Origin of the sequence: Desulfitobacterium dehalogenans ATCC 51507 (genome assembly GCF_000243155.2) — a bacterium.
GTDB lineage: Bacteria > Bacillota > Desulfitobacteriia > Desulfitobacteriales > Desulfitobacteriaceae > Desulfitobacterium > Desulfitobacterium dehalogenans.
The window spans coordinates 738,710-755,461 of the sequence record NC_018017.1 but is presented as its reverse complement, the minus strand read 5'-3'; the positions used below and the strand labels follow the sequence as shown (position 1 = coordinate 755,461).

The 16,752-nt window shown below is 40.7% G+C and carries 20 protein-coding genes; 10 read left to right on the top strand and 10 right to left on the bottom strand.

All coding sequences use genetic code 11. The features are described from left to right. Window positions 1–42 precede the first annotated feature (42 nt). Window positions 43–246 (bottom strand): hypothetical protein, encoded by a 204-nt coding sequence (locus DESDE_RS03540; protein WP_014792667.1) that lies wholly within the window; start codon window positions 244–246, stop codon window positions 43–45. A gap of 235 nt (window positions 247–481) precedes the next feature. Between DESDE_RS03540 and DESDE_RS03535 the strand changes: the two genes are divergently transcribed. The 5 genes from DESDE_RS03535 (at window position 482) to DESDE_RS03515 (ending at window position 3,432) form a co-directional block, all read left to right on the top strand. After that, window positions 482–721 (top strand): hypothetical protein, encoded by a 240-nt coding sequence (locus tag DESDE_RS03535; RefSeq protein ID WP_014792666.1) that lies wholly within the window; start codon window positions 482–484, stop codon window positions 719–721. Window positions 722–1,070: 349 nt separating this feature from the next. Beyond that, entirely contained in the window at window positions 1,071–1,340 is a 270-nt protein-coding gene (locus DESDE_RS03530; RefSeq protein ID WP_014792665.1) for a metal-sensing transcriptional repressor, read from the top strand. A 19-nt stretch (window positions 1,341–1,359) separates the two neighbouring features. Beyond that, window positions 1,360–2,610: a type III sulfide quinone reductase, selenoprotein subtype gene (sqr, locus tag DESDE_RS03525; protein WP_014792664.1), complete on the top strand. Its 1,251-nt coding sequence runs from the start codon at window positions 1,360–1,362 to the stop codon at window positions 2,608–2,610. A 19-nt stretch (window positions 2,611–2,629) separates the two neighbouring features. Then, entirely contained in the window at window positions 2,630–2,944 is a 315-nt protein-coding gene (locus tag DESDE_RS03520; protein WP_014792663.1) for a TusE/DsrC/DsvC family sulfur relay protein, read from the top strand. 14 nt (window positions 2,945–2,958) lie between these two features. After that, window positions 2,959–3,432 carry a DsrE/DsrF/DrsH-like family protein gene (locus DESDE_RS03515; protein ID WP_014792662.1) on the top strand — a complete coding sequence of 158 codons (474 nt, stop codon included), beginning with the start codon at window positions 2,959–2,961 and terminating at the stop codon, window positions 3,430–3,432. A gap of 107 nt (window positions 3,433–3,539) precedes the next feature. Here DESDE_RS03515 and DESDE_RS03510 read toward each other — a convergent pair whose 3' ends face one another. The 5 genes from DESDE_RS03510 to DESDE_RS03490 form a co-directional block, all read right to left on the bottom strand. Next, a complete protein-coding gene (locus tag DESDE_RS03510; RefSeq protein ID WP_014792661.1) occupies window positions 3,540–4,760 on the bottom strand; it encodes an FAD-dependent oxidoreductase in 1,221 nt (406 codons plus the stop codon). Window positions 4,761–4,814: 54 nt separating this feature from the next. Beyond that, window positions 4,815–5,144, bottom strand: coding sequence for a thioredoxin family protein (locus tag DESDE_RS03505; protein ID WP_014792660.1), 330 nt, complete (start codon window positions 5,142–5,144; stop codon window positions 4,815–4,817). 275 nt (window positions 5,145–5,419) lie between these two features. Continuing rightward, window positions 5,420–6,811, bottom strand: coding sequence for a S24/S26 family peptidase (locus DESDE_RS03500; protein WP_014792659.1), 1,392 nt, complete (start codon window positions 6,809–6,811; stop codon window positions 5,420–5,422). Beyond that, window positions 6,795–7,772, bottom strand: a complete 978-nt coding sequence (locus DESDE_RS03495) for a P-loop NTPase family protein (RefSeq protein WP_014792658.1) — start codon at window positions 7,770–7,772, stop codon at window positions 6,795–6,797. Before DESDE_RS03495 ends, DESDE_RS03500 begins: the two co-directional genes overlap by 17 nt. Window positions 7,773–7,842: 70 nt before the next feature. Then, window positions 7,843–8,385, bottom strand: a complete 543-nt coding sequence (locus DESDE_RS03490; protein WP_014792657.1) for a signal peptidase I — start codon at window positions 8,383–8,385, stop codon at window positions 7,843–7,845. Window positions 8,386–8,543: 158 nt separating this feature from the next. Between DESDE_RS03490 and DESDE_RS03485 the strand changes: the two genes are divergently transcribed. Genes DESDE_RS03485 through DESDE_RS03470 form a run of 4 tightly spaced genes read left to right on the top strand, consistent with a single transcriptional unit; the run spans window position 8,544 to window position 12,698 of the window. Next, complete coding sequence (locus DESDE_RS03485) at window positions 8,544–10,163, top strand: spore germination protein (RefSeq protein ID WP_014792656.1); 1,620 nt, start codon at window positions 8,544–8,546, stop codon at window positions 10,161–10,163. Between the two features lie 33 nt (window positions 10,164–10,196). Next, window positions 10,197–11,363: a Ger(x)C family spore germination protein gene (locus tag DESDE_RS03480; protein ID WP_014792655.1), complete on the top strand. Its 1,167-nt coding sequence runs from the start codon at window positions 10,197–10,199 to the stop codon at window positions 11,361–11,363. A 6-nt stretch (window positions 11,364–11,369) separates the two neighbouring features. Further along, on the top strand, window positions 11,370–12,473 hold the full coding sequence (locus tag DESDE_RS03475; RefSeq protein WP_014792654.1) for a GerAB/ArcD/ProY family transporter: 1,104 nt from the start codon (window positions 11,370–11,372) through the stop codon (window positions 12,471–12,473). A 3-nt stretch (window positions 12,474–12,476) separates the two neighbouring features. Beyond that, complete coding sequence (locus tag DESDE_RS03470) at window positions 12,477–12,698, top strand: hypothetical protein (RefSeq protein ID WP_014792653.1); 222 nt, start codon at window positions 12,477–12,479, stop codon at window positions 12,696–12,698. Between the two features lie 121 nt (window positions 12,699–12,819). Here the strand turns inward: DESDE_RS03470 and DESDE_RS03465 are convergent, their stop codons facing one another. The 4 genes from DESDE_RS03465 to DESDE_RS03455 all read right to left on the bottom strand — a co-directional run bounded on the left by DESDE_RS03465 (window position 12,820) and on the right by DESDE_RS03455 (window position 15,467). Next, window positions 12,820–13,350, bottom strand: a complete 531-nt coding sequence (locus tag DESDE_RS03465) for a hypothetical protein (RefSeq protein ID WP_014792652.1) — start codon at window positions 13,348–13,350, stop codon at window positions 12,820–12,822. A 33-nt stretch (window positions 13,351–13,383) separates the two neighbouring features. After that, on the bottom strand, window positions 13,384–13,506 hold the full coding sequence (locus DESDE_RS22670; RefSeq protein WP_014792651.1) for a hypothetical protein: 123 nt from the start codon (window positions 13,504–13,506) through the stop codon (window positions 13,384–13,386). Between the two features lie 21 nt (window positions 13,507–13,527). After that, the gene (locus tag DESDE_RS03460) at window positions 13,528–14,478 is read right to left on the bottom strand and encodes a cellulose binding domain-containing protein (RefSeq protein WP_014792650.1); all 951 of its coding nucleotides are present in this window, start codon (window positions 14,476–14,478) and stop codon (window positions 13,528–13,530) included. A gap of 206 nt (window positions 14,479–14,684) precedes the next feature. Next, entirely contained in the window at window positions 14,685–15,467 is a 783-nt protein-coding gene (locus DESDE_RS03455) for an MBL fold metallo-hydrolase (protein ID WP_014792649.1), read from the bottom strand. 300 nt (window positions 15,468–15,767) lie between these two features. Between DESDE_RS03455 and DESDE_RS03450 the strand changes: the two genes are divergently transcribed. Continuing rightward, window positions 15,768–16,619: a homocysteine S-methyltransferase family protein gene (locus DESDE_RS03450; RefSeq protein ID WP_014792648.1), complete on the top strand. Its 852-nt coding sequence runs from the start codon at window positions 15,768–15,770 to the stop codon at window positions 16,617–16,619. The last annotated feature ends 133 nt before the right edge of the window (window positions 16,620–16,752 follow it).

Below are 16,752 nucleotides of genomic sequence, written 5' to 3'. Positions count from 1 at the left end.
TAAATTCTAATCGGTCTTTAAAATTGAGAAAGTAACTTCCTCTTACCCTCTGACGCTCAAGGTAGGAGCTTTATATTTACGATTTTTCTTTTGATTCCGGGGACGACTGATGGATTCTTTAAAGGAAACTGCATTCTTGTCCATCCCTTTTTCATTAGTAGAAGTTTCATCAGTCAGAGCCATATTTTCCATCGATAAACTCTTTAACCCAAAGCTCCTATAGCAGGCGGGCACTTTCATGCTCATACCTTTCATCCTTTCCTTTTTCGACTCCTAATAATAGTCTATGCTCTTACCACAATCCCAAGTCCATTTTAAATAAGATCATGAAGTATATCCAACATTGTTCTTTTTCAGTAACTACAAAAAACTCTTGTACTCATCTTTATCCAAATTAGTTTTCGCGAGTATAGTTATACCATAATTTCCCACATATAGTTGGAACTATTTTGGACACATTATTACAGGAGGTGTAAATATTATGCAAAACCAAAACCAAAACCAAAACCCAAGTCAAAACCAAAGTCAAAGCTACAGTTCAGATGTCCAAAGAGTAAAGAAAGAAATCCAAAATGATTTACAGTCTGCTGCTCAAGGTCAAGCTGGTTCTGCCGGTGCTGGCAGCCAGGGTATGCAATCCAATGCCATGAGCTCTTCCTTAAGCACTCAATCCGAAGCACAAAAGGTTAAACAGGAAATTCAACAAGATTTGCAATCTTAGCAGCCGGAAAGAAATTCAATCTTGAAAGTCGAAACCCTGGATGACTAAAATCGTCTCCGGGGTTTGCTTATGTCCTTTTCGAGTTATCATTTCCAAAAGCCCCCACAACAAAAGCCCCAAGTTGTCGAAAGAGCGCAGAATTTTTCTGAATTTTTAGTAACTATTCTATTGACAGAACCATTCGTGAAATAGTATACTAAATCCAAGAACCCCCCTACCCCCGGTAGGTATATAATCTGGTTGTTTACACCGTTACGTTAAGTCTAAATTTTCTTTTTAAATAAGTGGAGTATCGAATTCCAATACGACGTTTATATTTTATCGGATATTTAATATAAGGAGTGGTTATATGGCTATAAGTGAAAAAGAGGACATCCTTATACGTTTAAGAACCATAAAGGGGCATATCAGCGGCATCGAAAAAATGATAGAGGAGGAAAAGGAGTGTGCCGATATCCTTGTACAGATTTCAGCAGTTACCAGCTCTATGAACAAAGTCAAGAACATGTTGAATAGACATTTCGTTGATCGTTGCTTAGATAAGGTAATCTCCGAAGAAAAAGATCTCAAAACCGAAGTATCAAAAATTCTGGACAATATCCTAAAGTTTAACGAATGATTGGAATGGGGGCAGTTCAATGAAAAGAGTACTCATTCTAGGGGCTGGTACAGCCGGTACAATGATGGCCAATCACCTTCAACGAAAGTTGGATAAAAAGAATTGGGCTATCACTATAGTGGACCAATATGAAAAACACTATTATCAGCCAGGCTTTCTTTTTATCCCCTTTGATCTTTATTCAGAAAAGGATGTGATAAAAAGAACGAGAGACTTTATTCCCAAGGGCGTGGAATATATCAAATCTCCAATCGAATTAATCGAGGCAGAAAAAAATCAGGTATTGCTATCTAATGGCTGGGTCCTTCCCTATGACTTACTGGTTATCGCCACAGGTTGTGAAATAGTCCCCGAAGAAGTGGACGGTGTCATGGATGGCTGGCGAAAAGACATCTTTGATTTCTATACCTTTGAAGGTGCACAGGCACTTAGGGATAAGTTAAAAGATTGGCCTGGGGGAAGATTGGTTGTTCACATTAGTGAAATGCCGATTAAATGCCCTGTTGCACCTTTGGAGTTTGCTTTTCTCTCGGACTGGTTCTTTGCGGAAAAGCGTAAAATTCGTGACAAAGTAGAACTCCTCTATGTTACTCCTCTAGATAGTGCCTTTACAAAGCCAAAATGTGCAGACGTCCTTGGACATTTATTTCCCCAGAAAAAGATTCAATTGATTAATAACTTCAGCATTCCTCATGTGGATGCCAAAAACAAGAAACTCATTTCAGTGGATGGTAAGGAAGTGAATTATGATCTTCTCGTTACCGTACCTGTAAATATGGGTAGTTCTTTGATTGACCGCTCCGGCCTAGGTGATGAATTGAATTTTGTTCCCACCCATATGCATACCCTGCAAACTAAGAAGTACGAAAACATCTTTGTCATTGGGGATGCTTCCGATCTTCCTGCTTCTAAGGCCGGCTCTGTCGCTCATTTCCAAGCGGAGATCTTAACTGAGAATATCTTGAGCTATATTGCTAACAAACCCTTAACCGCCCATTTTGATGGTCATGCTAACTGCTTCATCGAGTCAGGCTACGACAAAGCCTTCTTAATCGATTTCAATTATGAACTTGAACCCGTTGAAGGTACCTTCCCTCTACCTGGAATTGGGCCCTTCTCCCTTCTCAAAGAGACGAAAATCAATCACCTGGGAAAACTGGCTTTTAAAGCAATTTATTGGAACATGCTTTTAAGAGGTATCCCCATCCCCACAGTTCCCGCCGAAATGAAAACCAGCGGGAAAAGGCTGGATGATCTCTATCAACCCTAAAGCAAAAGGAGGAATTTGGATGCAAAAAGTTATTGCAGGTTATACCGTCGATGTAACCCAAGAAGGCTACTTGGTAAACCAATCCCAATGGAACAGGGACATTGCCTCGGAAATCGCCAAAGAACTGGGGATTGAAGGTCTCACCTCTGGACATTGGAAGGTCATTGAATTCCTACAGAAGGACTTTGCTGAGACAGGAAAAATTCCAACCATCCGTAGAGTGAACAAAGTGGGCAATATTGGAACTCAAGAACTCTATGCACTTTTCCCCGAAGGTCCTCTTCTTAAAGCGACAAAAATTGGTGGCTTAAGCAAACCTGTGAGTTGTGTTTAGAGAGGAGAATGAGTATGGCCGACGAAGAAAAAATCAAAAAGGTCTCCATTATTATTTCCAAGGGTTCCTTGGAAGGAATCTACCCAGGATTAATCATGGCCAATGGAGCACGAATGATGGGAATTGAGGCTAATCTCTTCTTTACTTTTTTCGGTTTGAACACCATCACAAAGAGCAAAATGGATTCTATTAAAGTGGCTACCGTGGGCAATCCCGCCATGGGCATCCCCTCCCTGATCGGAATCCTACCCGGAATGTCCTCCCTTGCCACCTTGATGATGAAGAAACAAATGGAGGAATTGGATATTCCACCGATTCCGGAGTTTATAGAAATGATTTCTGATGCCGGCGGAAAAATCTATGCCTGTTTAGCCACTGTGGAAATGTTTAAGTTAAAGAAAGAAGACTTTTGCGATCAACTGAGCAGTATTCTTACAGTGGGTGATTTTTATAATCTTTCTGCCGGTGGACAGATAATATTTACTTGAATAATATTAAGAGGCATGGGCATTCCCTCTGGAAAACCCATGCCTCTTTTTAACTTCTCTACCTTTCATTCAGGAACCATTCCCTTAATAATCCTACGACTTCGATCTTATTCTTTACCTAATTGTTCCGCTAACACTTCTTTATCTATGCTGCACTCCAGTTCCTTGACCTTTTCGCCTTTGTCCAGTACCACAACGGCAGGAGCATTCGCTACACCGTATTTTTCAGCAAGATTTTTCTTTGTTGCCATATCCACTTTGACCAATTTGTACGAATCACCATATTCCTGAATCAGCTCTTCCATCAGGGCAGTGAACTCCAAGCTCGCTGTATTGGCAGCATTGAAAAAAGCCAACAAGACTTTTTTCTCGCTATGGAGGATGTTCTTTTGGAATGCCTCCAGTTCTTCGATATATCGCTCAGCAGCCACAGCAGCTGTAGCACCATCACCTGCCGCTGAGACCACCTGCCTGAGGTATTTAACTCGATTGTCTCCCACTGCATAGACGCCGGGGAGGTTCGTCTCCATTAAGTCGTTAACGGGAATATAACATCGGCGATCCATCTTAATTCCACTCTCTTTGAGGAATTCAGTAGCAGGGATCATACCTACAAAGAAGAACACCCCTTGACATGGAAGTACTGAAGAGCCCCCCGTCTTTAGATTTTTAACCTTGACCCCTTCCACATTGTCCTCACCTAAGACGGCTTCCAAAGTGGAATTCCAGACAAATTCCATCTTTTCATTTTGGAACGCTTTTTCAGCACTGACTTTATTGCAATCCAAAACTCCTTCATCATGAAGGACAATGACCGTAACCTTACGAGCAAATTTGGTAATGAACATGCCTTCTTCAATGGCCTGGTCACCGCTGCCTACTACAACCACGTCTTCGTCCTGGAAGAATTCCGCATCACAGGTAGCACAATAAGCGACACCGCTGCCCCTCAATTCTTTTTCACCGGGAATATTGAGAAGCCTTGGTTGAGTTCCTGTAGCGATGACTACTGCCTTTCCATAAAATTCTTTCTTCTTTTTCGTAGTTACTTTTTTAAGATCCTGGGAAAAATCAGTGCTCACCACTTCATCTTTTAAAAACTCCACCCCAAAACTTTCGGCATGTTTTTTGAAATCACTCATAAGATCTGGACCACTGGTATGGATATAACCAGGATAATTCACAATTTCACGAGTGGTATCCACCATTCCGCCAACGGTTCCCTTATTAATGATCAAGGTCCTAAGTTTCGCTCTTCCTCCATAAATTCCTGCTGCAAGCCCAGCCGGACCTCCTCCAATGATAATTAAGTCGTATGAGTTACTCATCTCTTATAAATTCTCCTCTCCAATAATTGCATCAAATAGTATTGATTATTTAGATCAGACCCACATGAGATTATCTTGAATCTTTTCTACGACTTGGCCTTGATTAAATTCGCCACAGAGCTTACCTTGGTATTCTCCATCTTTGAAAAAAAGCACCTCAGGAATTTGGTCTAATTTAAAGCAGTTAACGACTTCTTTGTTCTCATCGATGTTCACATAATAGAAACCAAATTGGCCCTTGTACTTAGGCTGCAATTCTTCCAACATAGGAATCATTTCCTTACAAGCAGAGCAGTCGTTCTTGTAAAAAAAGATTAAGCACCCTTCCCCAATGTCATAAATTAACTCCTCTAAACCACAACCATCCAACTGAATTAACGACATTTTCAATCTCCCTTCGATCATACAAATTATGAAAAGTTTTTTAAACTCAAAGTAAGCTGACTAAATTATTAATCAACTCATCATCATTTATATCATTAAAAACCAATATATGTCATATCAATTTCACAATTTTTTCACATTTATTATACGCTAAAACTTTCACATTATCAATTAATAAATATTAAGTTGATTTTAGGTATTCCATTCTGCAAAAAATATCAGAGCTATATAACTTCGCCCCACTAATTAGAAAAGCAGCGACAAGCCTTCATGCACTATCCTTTTAATAGTTTAACAATCTGCTCATGGTAGAACAGCAAGATTGCCGGTATTAATAAGAATAGTATCCTCCCCATAATCGTGTTGGCAAAAAGAATCAACGCTCCCAGCCAGCGATTCCCTCCGCTATAGACGCCATGGATATTCTCCCGTGGCACGGTCTTTTTCATAGCTCCGACCTGAGACATGGGTGGGTAATTATCGATATCCACCACAAGGTTATTTCCCTGGATTGCTACAACCCTTTCTATATAAAATACATTATTTTCTTTAAACAAGATGATCTGTCCTATCTTCAAAGGGTATTGAGGATCGAGCTTTTGAAAATAAGTTAAATCATTTACCATAATCTCCGGCTCCATAGTGTTGGACTGGAAAATAAAGGGGATAACCCCTCGGATACTTACTTCCTGACCTGTAGTAGAGGCATTGATAACAATAATGAACACGTTAATAGCTAGGGCAACGCCAATAAAAGCAGTCACCAATACCGTGACCACTTTATGGATGAGCTTGCGCTCCATGACCTGCTTCCCACCGACGGCAATAAGCTCTTTCTTCCCTGTCTTAGAGTCCATGAGGATCACCGAAGCATCCGGTGGCAGAAGACTCAAGTCCTCAGACAAATTATAATATCGAGCAAGACTATCTGCTCGAAAAAGGCAAACCAGCCCACAGATGATGACGACAATGACCCAAAAAGGAAGATAGAGAGAAAGACTCATGTCAAAGAGATTGAAGATATTCTGCATAGCTACCCTATTGCTTATGACATCATAGTGTCCCAGGACTATTTTCAGCAGGAGAATAAGAAAAGCCGATATCCCAATCCCGTACCGAGCATTGATGATGGTTCTGACATAGAGGGAAAAAACCATGGATAGTATAGTGAGCAGCACTAAGTCTATTAACCCTACCAGGAAAAGTGATGGGAGATAGGCAATAATGAGGGGAAACTTCAAGAGACTTGTAAACAATAGTATGGCTACAAATCCCAAAGTGTAGACAAACAAGGAGGTATACCCCAAAGCCAAAAGCTTAGAAAAAAACATCCCTGCCGGGGTATAGCCCATATGGATCATCAAATACCATGAATTCTTTCTGATTTCTGAAAAGAAAAGGGTATCATAGTAGATGATGTAATACCCAGCAGACAAAAAATAGGCAAGATGAATATAGATATATAGGGTGGAAAAGTAGCTGGGCTGCATGATCTCAGGGACTGCATCTGAGAGGACGCTTTCCTGTAAGGTCTGAAAGGCAAAATAAAGGGCGAAAGAAATCAGCCCCAGAAAAAGCGCAAAAGAAATTTTCCGGTTGGTGCTGATCTTATTTTCTGTATAAGCTTGACGAAGCTCCTTCTTTAAAAAGCTATTCCGGTAAATCATACTGCCTCATAAGCTCCTCCAAGGCATATTCTACTGTTTTGCTGTTCTTCTCTATGGACTGAGGAAAATATCCCGAGTCAATAATCCTTTTATAAATCACCTCCAGGTCACTGCGCAAAGAAGTTTCTCCCTTAATTAATAAACGGTCATGTTCTACAACCAGCTGATGATTGGGAAGAATTGCCCGAAGGGCTTCCTTTACACCTGCAAGGTCCTCATCCCTAAGAATCATTTCCACCTTGTCATACTGATCACGAAAATCCTGAACAAGACCTTGATGGATTAAACGCCCCTCTGCCAATACAGCTATATGTGTACAAGCCTTTTCAATCAATGGACAGATAGGGGTAGCTACAACAAGTGTTTTCCCAAGTTCTTTAATGAAGTCAGCCATATTGGCGATAACCTCTATAAGGATTGAGTCAAACTCATATTCAGGAAGATTAAAGACAATCATCTGGGCATCTGAGTAAGCTGCCGCAACTAAAGTGACTACCGCCTTCTCCTCTTTTGTAAGCAGGCCTATGGTCGTAAGAGAAAGATGACCCAAGCCAATTTTGATGATCAACTCAAAAATCTGCTCCTGTCTCTCCACAGCATTTATCTTCCATTTAGCAGTGGCGAGCATGAGAAATTCTAGTACATTCATAGTGTTATAGAGCATGTCTGAGTTACCAATATAAAACACATGCTTTAATATCACTCGTTTTAGCCTCATCATGCCCCGTTCTACTAAGACACAGCGTCCACTTTCGTAGGGTCGAATATTGGCCATGATCTCCAACAAAAGCTTGATTTCGAAACAGGATGTCCCTATGATCCCCCATATCTCAGCCCTATTGATTTGAAGATTAATATCCTTCAATACTTGCTGAAGGCTTTCTCCCTCTCGTAATAAATACTCAGCCGATGAGAGGTTTTCCATCAGTACGACCTTTTGAGACACAGTCAAACTCTCCATAGGCTTTTATCCTCCAGTTTTATAGCCCTTATATAAATTCTGTATCTCCAGCATTCAATGTTATTAATCTTTAAGATAAAGGTAGTCGTGCTATAAATACTCCAATCACCCGCTCAGGGGTAAGTACCTCCTGGTCGATCACGTTGATGGGATTATCTCCTTTGGTCAGATAACCTATACTTCCCGCTCCTTCATCGAGCACTTCAATAATGCGATGGGTTATGATGGCACCGGATAGAGTCTGAAATGTTACGATATCATTTTTTTCTAATCTTTCCGGATTTCTAGGTTCATGAGAAAGAATGACTGTGCCTACCTTTAAGGTAGGCTCCATACTTCCTGATTCAATCACAAATAAGTAATAGCCAAAAATACTGGGAACTTCTCCCCTACCCTTAGCCATATTGATAGACACTAAGGAAAAAAGTAAAGTCACAACTATAACGCCAAAAAGCATTCTACTTAAAGCTTTTAGAAGATCATTTCTACCTCCCAGTCTGTCCACTTTAAGATTCTTGTTGTTATGTAGATCAGACTTCTTTAGTTTTTTAGCCTGAATCTCTTTGCGCATGTCTTCTATTTGCTGCCGAGTTGTGTGTTTTGTGGAGGACATTGTCCGGTCCTTTCATTCCCTTATTTTGTTTACTAGTATATCCTAGCCGTTTTTTTCGATGCTTGGATATGATAAATAATTTTTAATCTCCCGTTTATTATTTTCAATAACTACACATTATAGAAAAGACCGAAACAATTTTAGGCAGGTTATGTAAAGTGTTTCAATATATTAAAAAGCAGCTCCAAGTTATGAAGTTGACGCATTTAAATACTTATAAAGAGCAAAAGAAGATCTGTGAGTATTCCACCTCCAATCTCTCACAAGATCTCCATAAGAATCTTGAGGACATCAAAACTATTTTCGGGTCAAGTTATGACTTAACAATACGCGAATTTGATTTCGGTCCTCAGGGAAATTTTAAAGGCGCACTTGTCTTCCTAACGAGTATGATCGACAAAACATTCTTGAACGAAAGCATAATGAAACCTCTGATGTTTGATACCCGATTCATCGAAAAAGAGGAAAGAAAAACCTTTAATATCAACAGTATTAAGACGACAATGCTTTCGGTTGATGAAGTCTATACAGCTGCCACAATTAATGAAATCATCGAGAGATGCCTGACAGGCTATATCGGTTTGCTCATCTCCGGCTTAAATGAAGCTTTACTCATTGGGACAGATGGTGGTGAGACCCGAAGCCTTGAGGAGCCTAAAACTGAAACCGTTGTTCGAGGCCCTCGTTTAGGGTTTACGGAAAATTTACTTACGAATATATCCCTTTTAAGACGCTATATTAGAAATTCAGATCTTACCTTTGATACCACAATAATAGGCCGAGAAACCAAAACAGCCGTCTGCATAGCCTACATCAAAGGAATAGCAAATCCCCAACTCATCGATGAGATCAAACGTAGACTCGATCGAATTGATACTGATGCCATTCTTGAGTCAGGTTATATCGAACAATTTATTGAAGATGCTCCTTTTTCGATCTTTTCTACAGTAGGAAACAACGAGAGACCCGATGCTGTCGCAGCAAAAATCCTAGAAGGGCGTGCAGCTCTTTTAATTAATGGGACTCCTTTCGTGTTAACTGTTCCCCTGCTCTTCATAGAGACTTTCGCGAGTACTGAAGATTATTATTCCCGCCCCTACTTTGCGGGTATCGTGCGAATGACCCGTTTTCTATCTTATTTTATTTCTATCTTAGGACCGGCAATTTTTGTCGCCTTGAGCACCTTTCATCAAGAATTAATTCCTACTCCATTACTGTTTACCATGGCTGCCTCTGAGGAGGATGTGCCCTTTCCTGCCGTTATCGAAGCCTTATCCATGGGAGCGGTCTTCGAGATCCTTAGAGAAGCCGGGATACGGCTGCCCCGCCCTGTTGGTCAAGCAGTCAGTATCGTGGGGGCTTTGGTTCTCGGCGAATCCGCTGTCCAAGCCGGATTTGTCAGCCAGCCTATGGTTATCGTCATATCTTTAACAGCCGTTGCCAGCTTTGTAGTCCCTGCTCAAACAGACTCAGGAGCCATATTGCGGTTAATCATGGTTCTTCTCGCAGGAACCATGGGTATTTTTGGAATCATGATAGGATTTATTGGAATCGTAGTCCATCTTGCATCACTGAGATCTTTTGGTACTCCCTTTTTTTCACCCATTGCCCCACTCACTCCTTTAGATTTGAAGGACACTATTATTCGATTTCCTTTATGGACTATGGTTACCCGTCCGCGTTTGATTGGATGGAATGATCCCCAGAGACAAGCTTTTAGATTGAAGCCGACACCTCCTTCAAAGGACGAAAAGCGGCAAGACGATCCAGATCAATAGGTTAAAGGCAATAATCGATGGAGTAAAATATCTATGAAAAGCCGAAAGTACTCTCTATTCGTTCTCTTATTATGCATAATATTGGTTTTGAGTATGACAGGGTGTTGGAATCAACGAGAATTAAACACTTTAGCTATTGTCATGGGGTTAAGTATTGATAAGACACAAGTATCGAATCAACTCCTTGTCACTGCACAAGTCGCAAATCCTAAAGAGCTCCAATCATCCCCAGCTAGATCGAATGCCCAAGCATTTTGGAACATCCAAAATACTGGAAATACTCTTTTTTCGATTCTACGTGACTTCACCCATATATCTAACCGCAAACTCTATTTTCCTCATATTCAAGTGCTAATTCTCGGGCGAGACTATGCCAAGGAAGGTATTCAGGAGGAACTTGACTTTTTTATTCGAGACCATGAAACTCGATTAAACATTTGGCTCGTTGTCTCTGAAGGTAACGCTAGGGATGTTTTAGATATTGAACCTGTAATAGATAGAATTCCTGCAATCAATATTTCTAAACTACTTGATGAACAAGACCCAAACTCTCAGACCAGTACAAATCAACTCAATGACTTTTTAACCGCTCTGATTGATCGAACCACTGCACCGACTGCACCCCTAGTTGAAATTGTCGGTAAAGGGGATAAGAAATCACTTCAGGTCAAAGGAACGGCAATTTTTAAAGACGATAAGCTCGTTGGAGAGCTAAATAAATATGAAACCCGTGGACTTTTATGGGTAAAGGATGAAGTAAAGAGTGGCATTATCGATGTGGAGTGTCCAGAGGGTGATGGTAAAGTCAGCATAGAACTTATTGATTCTAAGACTAAAGTCAGCGCAGAGATACGGGATAACCGGGTGGTTATGAGGGTTTATATTCGTGAAAAAGGTGCACTTGCTGCTCAATATTGTGCAGAAAGTTTTAGAACAAAAGAAAAAGTCGAAGCTCTTGAGCGAAATACGGCCGCAGCCATTCAAGATGAGGTTCTGGCGGCATTCAGAAAGGCTCAAGAACTCAATGCGGATATTTTCGGTTTTGGTGAGGTTGTGCGCAAAGAGCACCTCAAAGAGTGGAAGGATATGAAGGAGCGTTGGGATGAAGTTTTTTCAGAGATTATAGTAGAAGTCACTGTGGATGCCAGCATCGAACGTTCGGGCAGGGCACACTATCCTCCCGTACCAGATAAGGAGTAGAGAGTATTGATAAAGTTTGAGAAGGAAATTATTTCAAGTTCACAGCTCAACTTTTTAGTCATCGGTTTTGTCACGGGGGGCCTCGTTACAGTACCCTATTCTACACAAATCATTAATCAAGATAATTGGCTTGCTGTCATTATTGCATTCATTCTCAGCTTGCCTATGGTTTTAGTCTATATCCACCTTGCTCAGAGATTCCCAAAAAACAACTTGATAGAGATCCACGATATAGTATACGGTCCTTTTGTTGGCAAATTGATCTCGGCGACCTACATCATCTTTGTCTTCAATCTTCTCATCTATAATCTCGTTTATGTGGGAGATTTTTCGCTAACGTACCTTCTTCCCGAAACCCCTATGTGGATTGTTCTGCTCATGTTCACCTTTGTGTGTACTTGGGCCGTAAGGTCAGGCCTAGAAGTTATTGTTCGGGTTAATCCACTCTTTGTTGCAATCACTCTGTTTATCACTTTTTCGACCATGATTTTACTCATTCCAGAGATGGATTTTTCAAATCTTATCCCCCTTTTTGACACACCCATGCCTGATTTTATTCAAGGCGTACACGTCATGCTTACCATCCCATACTTGGAAATCGTTATCTTCTTATTTTTCCTGCCCAGTGTCAATAACACAAAGCAAATTCCACGATCCATCTTATTTGGCTTCAGTTTTGGATCACTTTTCTTACTTTTACCTATCATTCGAAATACCACGGTGCTGGGTCCTTTAGTCGGCATGCTAACCTCTCCCTCTTATGAGAGCATTCGCTTAATTGATATCGGTAATTTTCTTACGCGATTAGAAGTGCTGTATGCCATTGCATTGATTATTATGCTGTTTATTAAGAGCAGTCTCTTTTATTATGTGACGGTTTTAAGTATAGCTCAGCTCCTACGCCTGCACTCTTATCTCCCCTTAGTAGTCCCCTTAGGAATTATCGGCATCTGCTTAAGCTTAATTGTTCATGAACCTTCTCTATTAAATATTGATACCACTGTGGACGTATGGCCATTCTTTGCTCTTCCCTTTGAAGTTTTCCTTCCCATCCTCACATTATTACTGGCTAAATTTCGAAAATTACCTAAGCAAAAACAGGAGGGTTAAAGGGTGAACATTCTTCTCTTGGTCATAGTCTTTTTAGGTGTGGTACTATTTGAAATACCTAACTTAATTCAAAAAAAACATTGGCGGGAACTCATTACAGTCACCTTTTTCCTGTCGATTGGCTTTATTCTCTCTCTGCTGTTAACTATGGGCATTGAAGTCCCCAACCCCAGCAAAGCTTTGGTCTATATCTTTAAAGAAGTATTGCACTTAAGTTATCATTAAAAAGAATCTAAAAGCGGAAGTATTAGGTCATACTAACACTTCCGCTTCTTGAACTCTATCTATACGCTAACGAAACTCGCTTTCGTTTTCTTCCTTAAATTAAACCTTTATGGGAATCAAACTACTTTTGGATACCGGTCACAGAGACTTGAATGGCTGTCCCGTAGCCTGCCCCTGCATAGTTAATATCTACATTAGTATTACTTGGCCAGTTGACTGATACGGTATAGACCTTTTCCTGTCCTTGGGCACTAAGAACAAATTGGTCATTAATCTCTACTTTACCTTCGGAGTTTACTGTACCTATTATATCCCCCGCAGAATTTTCTACTGTGAATACCAAGGGCGCAATGGCTTTTTTGCCGTTAGGAGCTAGTACATCCACATCAATATCTAAGTCCATAGCCGTTTCACTGACTACAGTATCTTCAAAATTCTTAACGCTAAACTGCCAACTCATGGTTTCAGAAGGGGCAATCTTAACATTTTCAACAAAGGTATCTGTCCCTCCTTTAGTAAGGATAAACTCCTTAGCCACCACACTTCCTTGAGCCAATGCATCAATATGTGTGGTGTATATAGCCAAAGTTCCGGAAATGATGGATGTGGATACCACTAAAGCGAGCGCGACTATGCTTAGTACTTTTTTCATTAGTTACTTCCTCCATGATGTTATGCTTTATTTTTAATGGGGTGTAATACTTATTCCAAAACTAGACACACTGTTATAATTAGAAAGGGTACCCACCGTTAAGGAACTAAGAACCATAACCGTTAGTACAAAAATCAGAATAACCTTTGTCCTCATAACCCCTCCTCCTTCAATTCATTAAGGTTGGTGTATCACATTAACGTTAGAGATAAGACCTGTGTTACTACCACCAACACCAATATTTTGGAGTGTATCCACACCCATCCCACTGGCCAATCCTCCAAAAGATACGCTTTGTCCGGGTAAGATGTTGTCCATACTCACGTTGTTATAGGCTGGGTTTTCAAATCGATAAATTCCTTGGGGTGAACGCGATATTAACTTGGCATTCCAGGCATTATTCAACCGATCGCTTTGGAGGAGGAAGGTCATAAACCAATCTTCGATGGGTACAGAGGAATTGTTGGTGATGGTAATCTTATATTGATATTGATACTCTCCGCTTTGCCCGTTCTGCCAAGGGGGAGTGGTTTCATAAAGCACGCTTACCTGACCCTGCTCGGGTTCAGGAGTTTCCGGGTTTGGACTGCTGTCCAAGGGCACCTGGGAAGCCTGGGCATCCACTATGATACTGGTACCAAATTTTTCCCCAGCATAATCCTTATCCGACTTACTTTCGCTGGGCCAAGCAATCTCCACCAATATATCTCGTTCTTGACCTGTTTCAGCAAGAAGGAAGGATCCTAAAAGATCAAATGTCCCAACCCCCGTTACCTGGTTCAGAATAGTCCCCATTCCATCTCTCACAGTTACTGTGAGGGGCTCAATAGCCTTTTTACCTGGGGAAGCGGATATACTAAATGTAAGTTTATAGTAAATATCTGTCTCAGATATCACATACTTTTCATAGTTCTTCACTTTAAACTGCCATTGAAGAGTCTCCGAAGGTGCTATTTTTAACCCTTCTTGAAAGGTGTCCGTTCCTTCACCGACAAAAATAAACTCCTTAGCCACCACACTGCCTCCAGCAAGGTTGTCGATGGCGACAGTATAAGATGCAAGTGTCCCTGCTGCAATTGAGCTTACCATTGCCAATACCAATGCTAAAAAAAGGATTATCCTCTTCACATGACCTCACCTCCATTACATGGTGCTCTTTCTCTTATGAAACGAGACCTCAAATCCTCGGGTTATGTTCAAAACCACTCTCTGTGAGAACTGTAAGATGAATTAGCTATCTAAAATTTAGAATTACTTAAACAGATTACCATGATTAGTAAAATACGGTCTACATGTACATTATGGAAAAACAAACGATTTTAATCCATTTATTGTTAAATAGTATGAATGATATTGTAGGATGACCATTCCCCTCCAGAGAGTGTTTTGATGGCCTGTTTTTTGGGGTATATTATTTTATCAATCTCTCCATCGGTAAGACCTTTGGCCCTCAATTCCCTCACCTTATCCTGCAATTCCGTAAGAAAATCAAGCTTCTGTCTCATTTTTTCCTTGCCTTTAAGAACGACCCCGGCATGGGAACAAAACATCGTATCAAAATCAAGCTGCAGTACTTTTTCTAGGGTAGCTATCATCTGAAGCATATTTTCTTCATAAAGAGCTAAGACCACTTTCCGACCTATATACAAATCTCCTGTAATGAGCCAGCCTTGATCCTGCTCATAGAATACATGGTGGAACTCCGTATGGCCAGGTGCCTCAATGGCCTCGAAAGTGTATCGCTCCGTCCGGATCACCTTCGGCATGGCTTGAGGGTAAAAAGGTTCTCGACCTCCCCAGATAAGACGACGATATAGCCGATATCTTCCCCTTTTCTCCGCGGTTTTAATAGCCTCAGAGTGAAGATAGATGGGTACCAGTTTATTCTTCTGCAGCCAATGGGCCATACCGGAATGATCTTCATGGACATGGGTAAGAGCGACTTGTTCAATGGTCTGCTGACTGAAGAATTTCGCTGTATCTTTTTGCAAGGTAGATGGTCCAGTGTCAAAAAGCAGTCCATCCACTAAGTAGATATAGACGTTCATCTTAATACTAAGTCCACTACAGAGACCATGAGTAATAATAATGTCTTTATATTTACTGAAATTTATCATTCTTTTACCTCCTTATGTTTTAGAAGTTGCACGTAACATATTCTGAATTTATAGACTATTTAGTATATTGTCAATGCACAATTGATTATTAGCGCTCGAATAAAAGGGAATTCAATTAAAGCCTGAGTTAGAATCCAATATTCAATAAAGGTTTACTTGCGAATCTGAATTTCTCTCTTTATTATAATAAGGATAGTTGTTATTTTTATAGATAACCTCTACTAGAGAATCACTTACTGTAATAGAATCAGAAAATCATGAGCGCTATAGGCATCAATACTTTTTTTGGGAGGTTTTTTCGTGATACTAGATAAAGAATCAAATCTTATCTTTGATGGAGCAATGGGCACCATGCTGCAAAAATATGACCTTAACCCCGGTCAGCCCCCAGAGGTATTGAATATAACAAGACCGGAGATTATCGAGGAAATCCATAGGAAATACATCGAAGCCGGCAGCAATATTATCACTACTAATACCTTTGGAGCCATTGAGACGAAATTAAAAGGAACCGGATATACCGTAGAGGAAGTAGTTCAGTCAGCTATTGCCATTGCCCGAAAAGCAGCAGGAAATAACCTGGTCGCTTTAGATGTGGGACCAACCGGTGAGCTTGTTGAACCTTTGGGAGATTTATCCTTCGAAGAGGTGTATGACTTATACACCCGTCAAATCAAGGCAGCGACTTTAACCGGGAAAGTCGATCTGGTATTAATCGAGACCTTTTTTGACCTAACTGAAGTAAAAGCAGCCATTAAGGCTGCTAAGGATCATTCTTCCCTGCCCGTTATCTGTACATTTACTTTCCAAAAGCAAGGAAAAACCTTAATGGGCAACGATGTCAAGACGGTAGCAGCTTCTTTAGAAGAGTATGGTGTTGATGCTATTGGCGCCAACTGTTCTTTAGGTCCCTGTGAGATGTTGCCCATTGTTGAAACTATGGTGTCTTCTACCCATTTGCCTATTTTGGTTCAGCCCAACGCTGGGTTGCCGAAATTGATCGATAACCAAACCGTCTATGATGTAGAGCCTAAGGAATTTGCCCGATATATAAAGGCTATGGCTAATCTGGGTGTGAAGTGGTTTGGCGGATGCTGTGGGACAACTCCTGAGTTTATCCGTGCTGTAAAGGAATCGTTGAGTTTACTATAACGGATTTGGTTTCTATGTAAAATCGCTCGAAGAAGGGTAAAGACCGGGCTATCAATGGATAATCCTGTCTTTACCCTTCTAATATGACATCGTAGGATGCTCAATTATGGTATTTTTCTTCATAGTCGGCCAA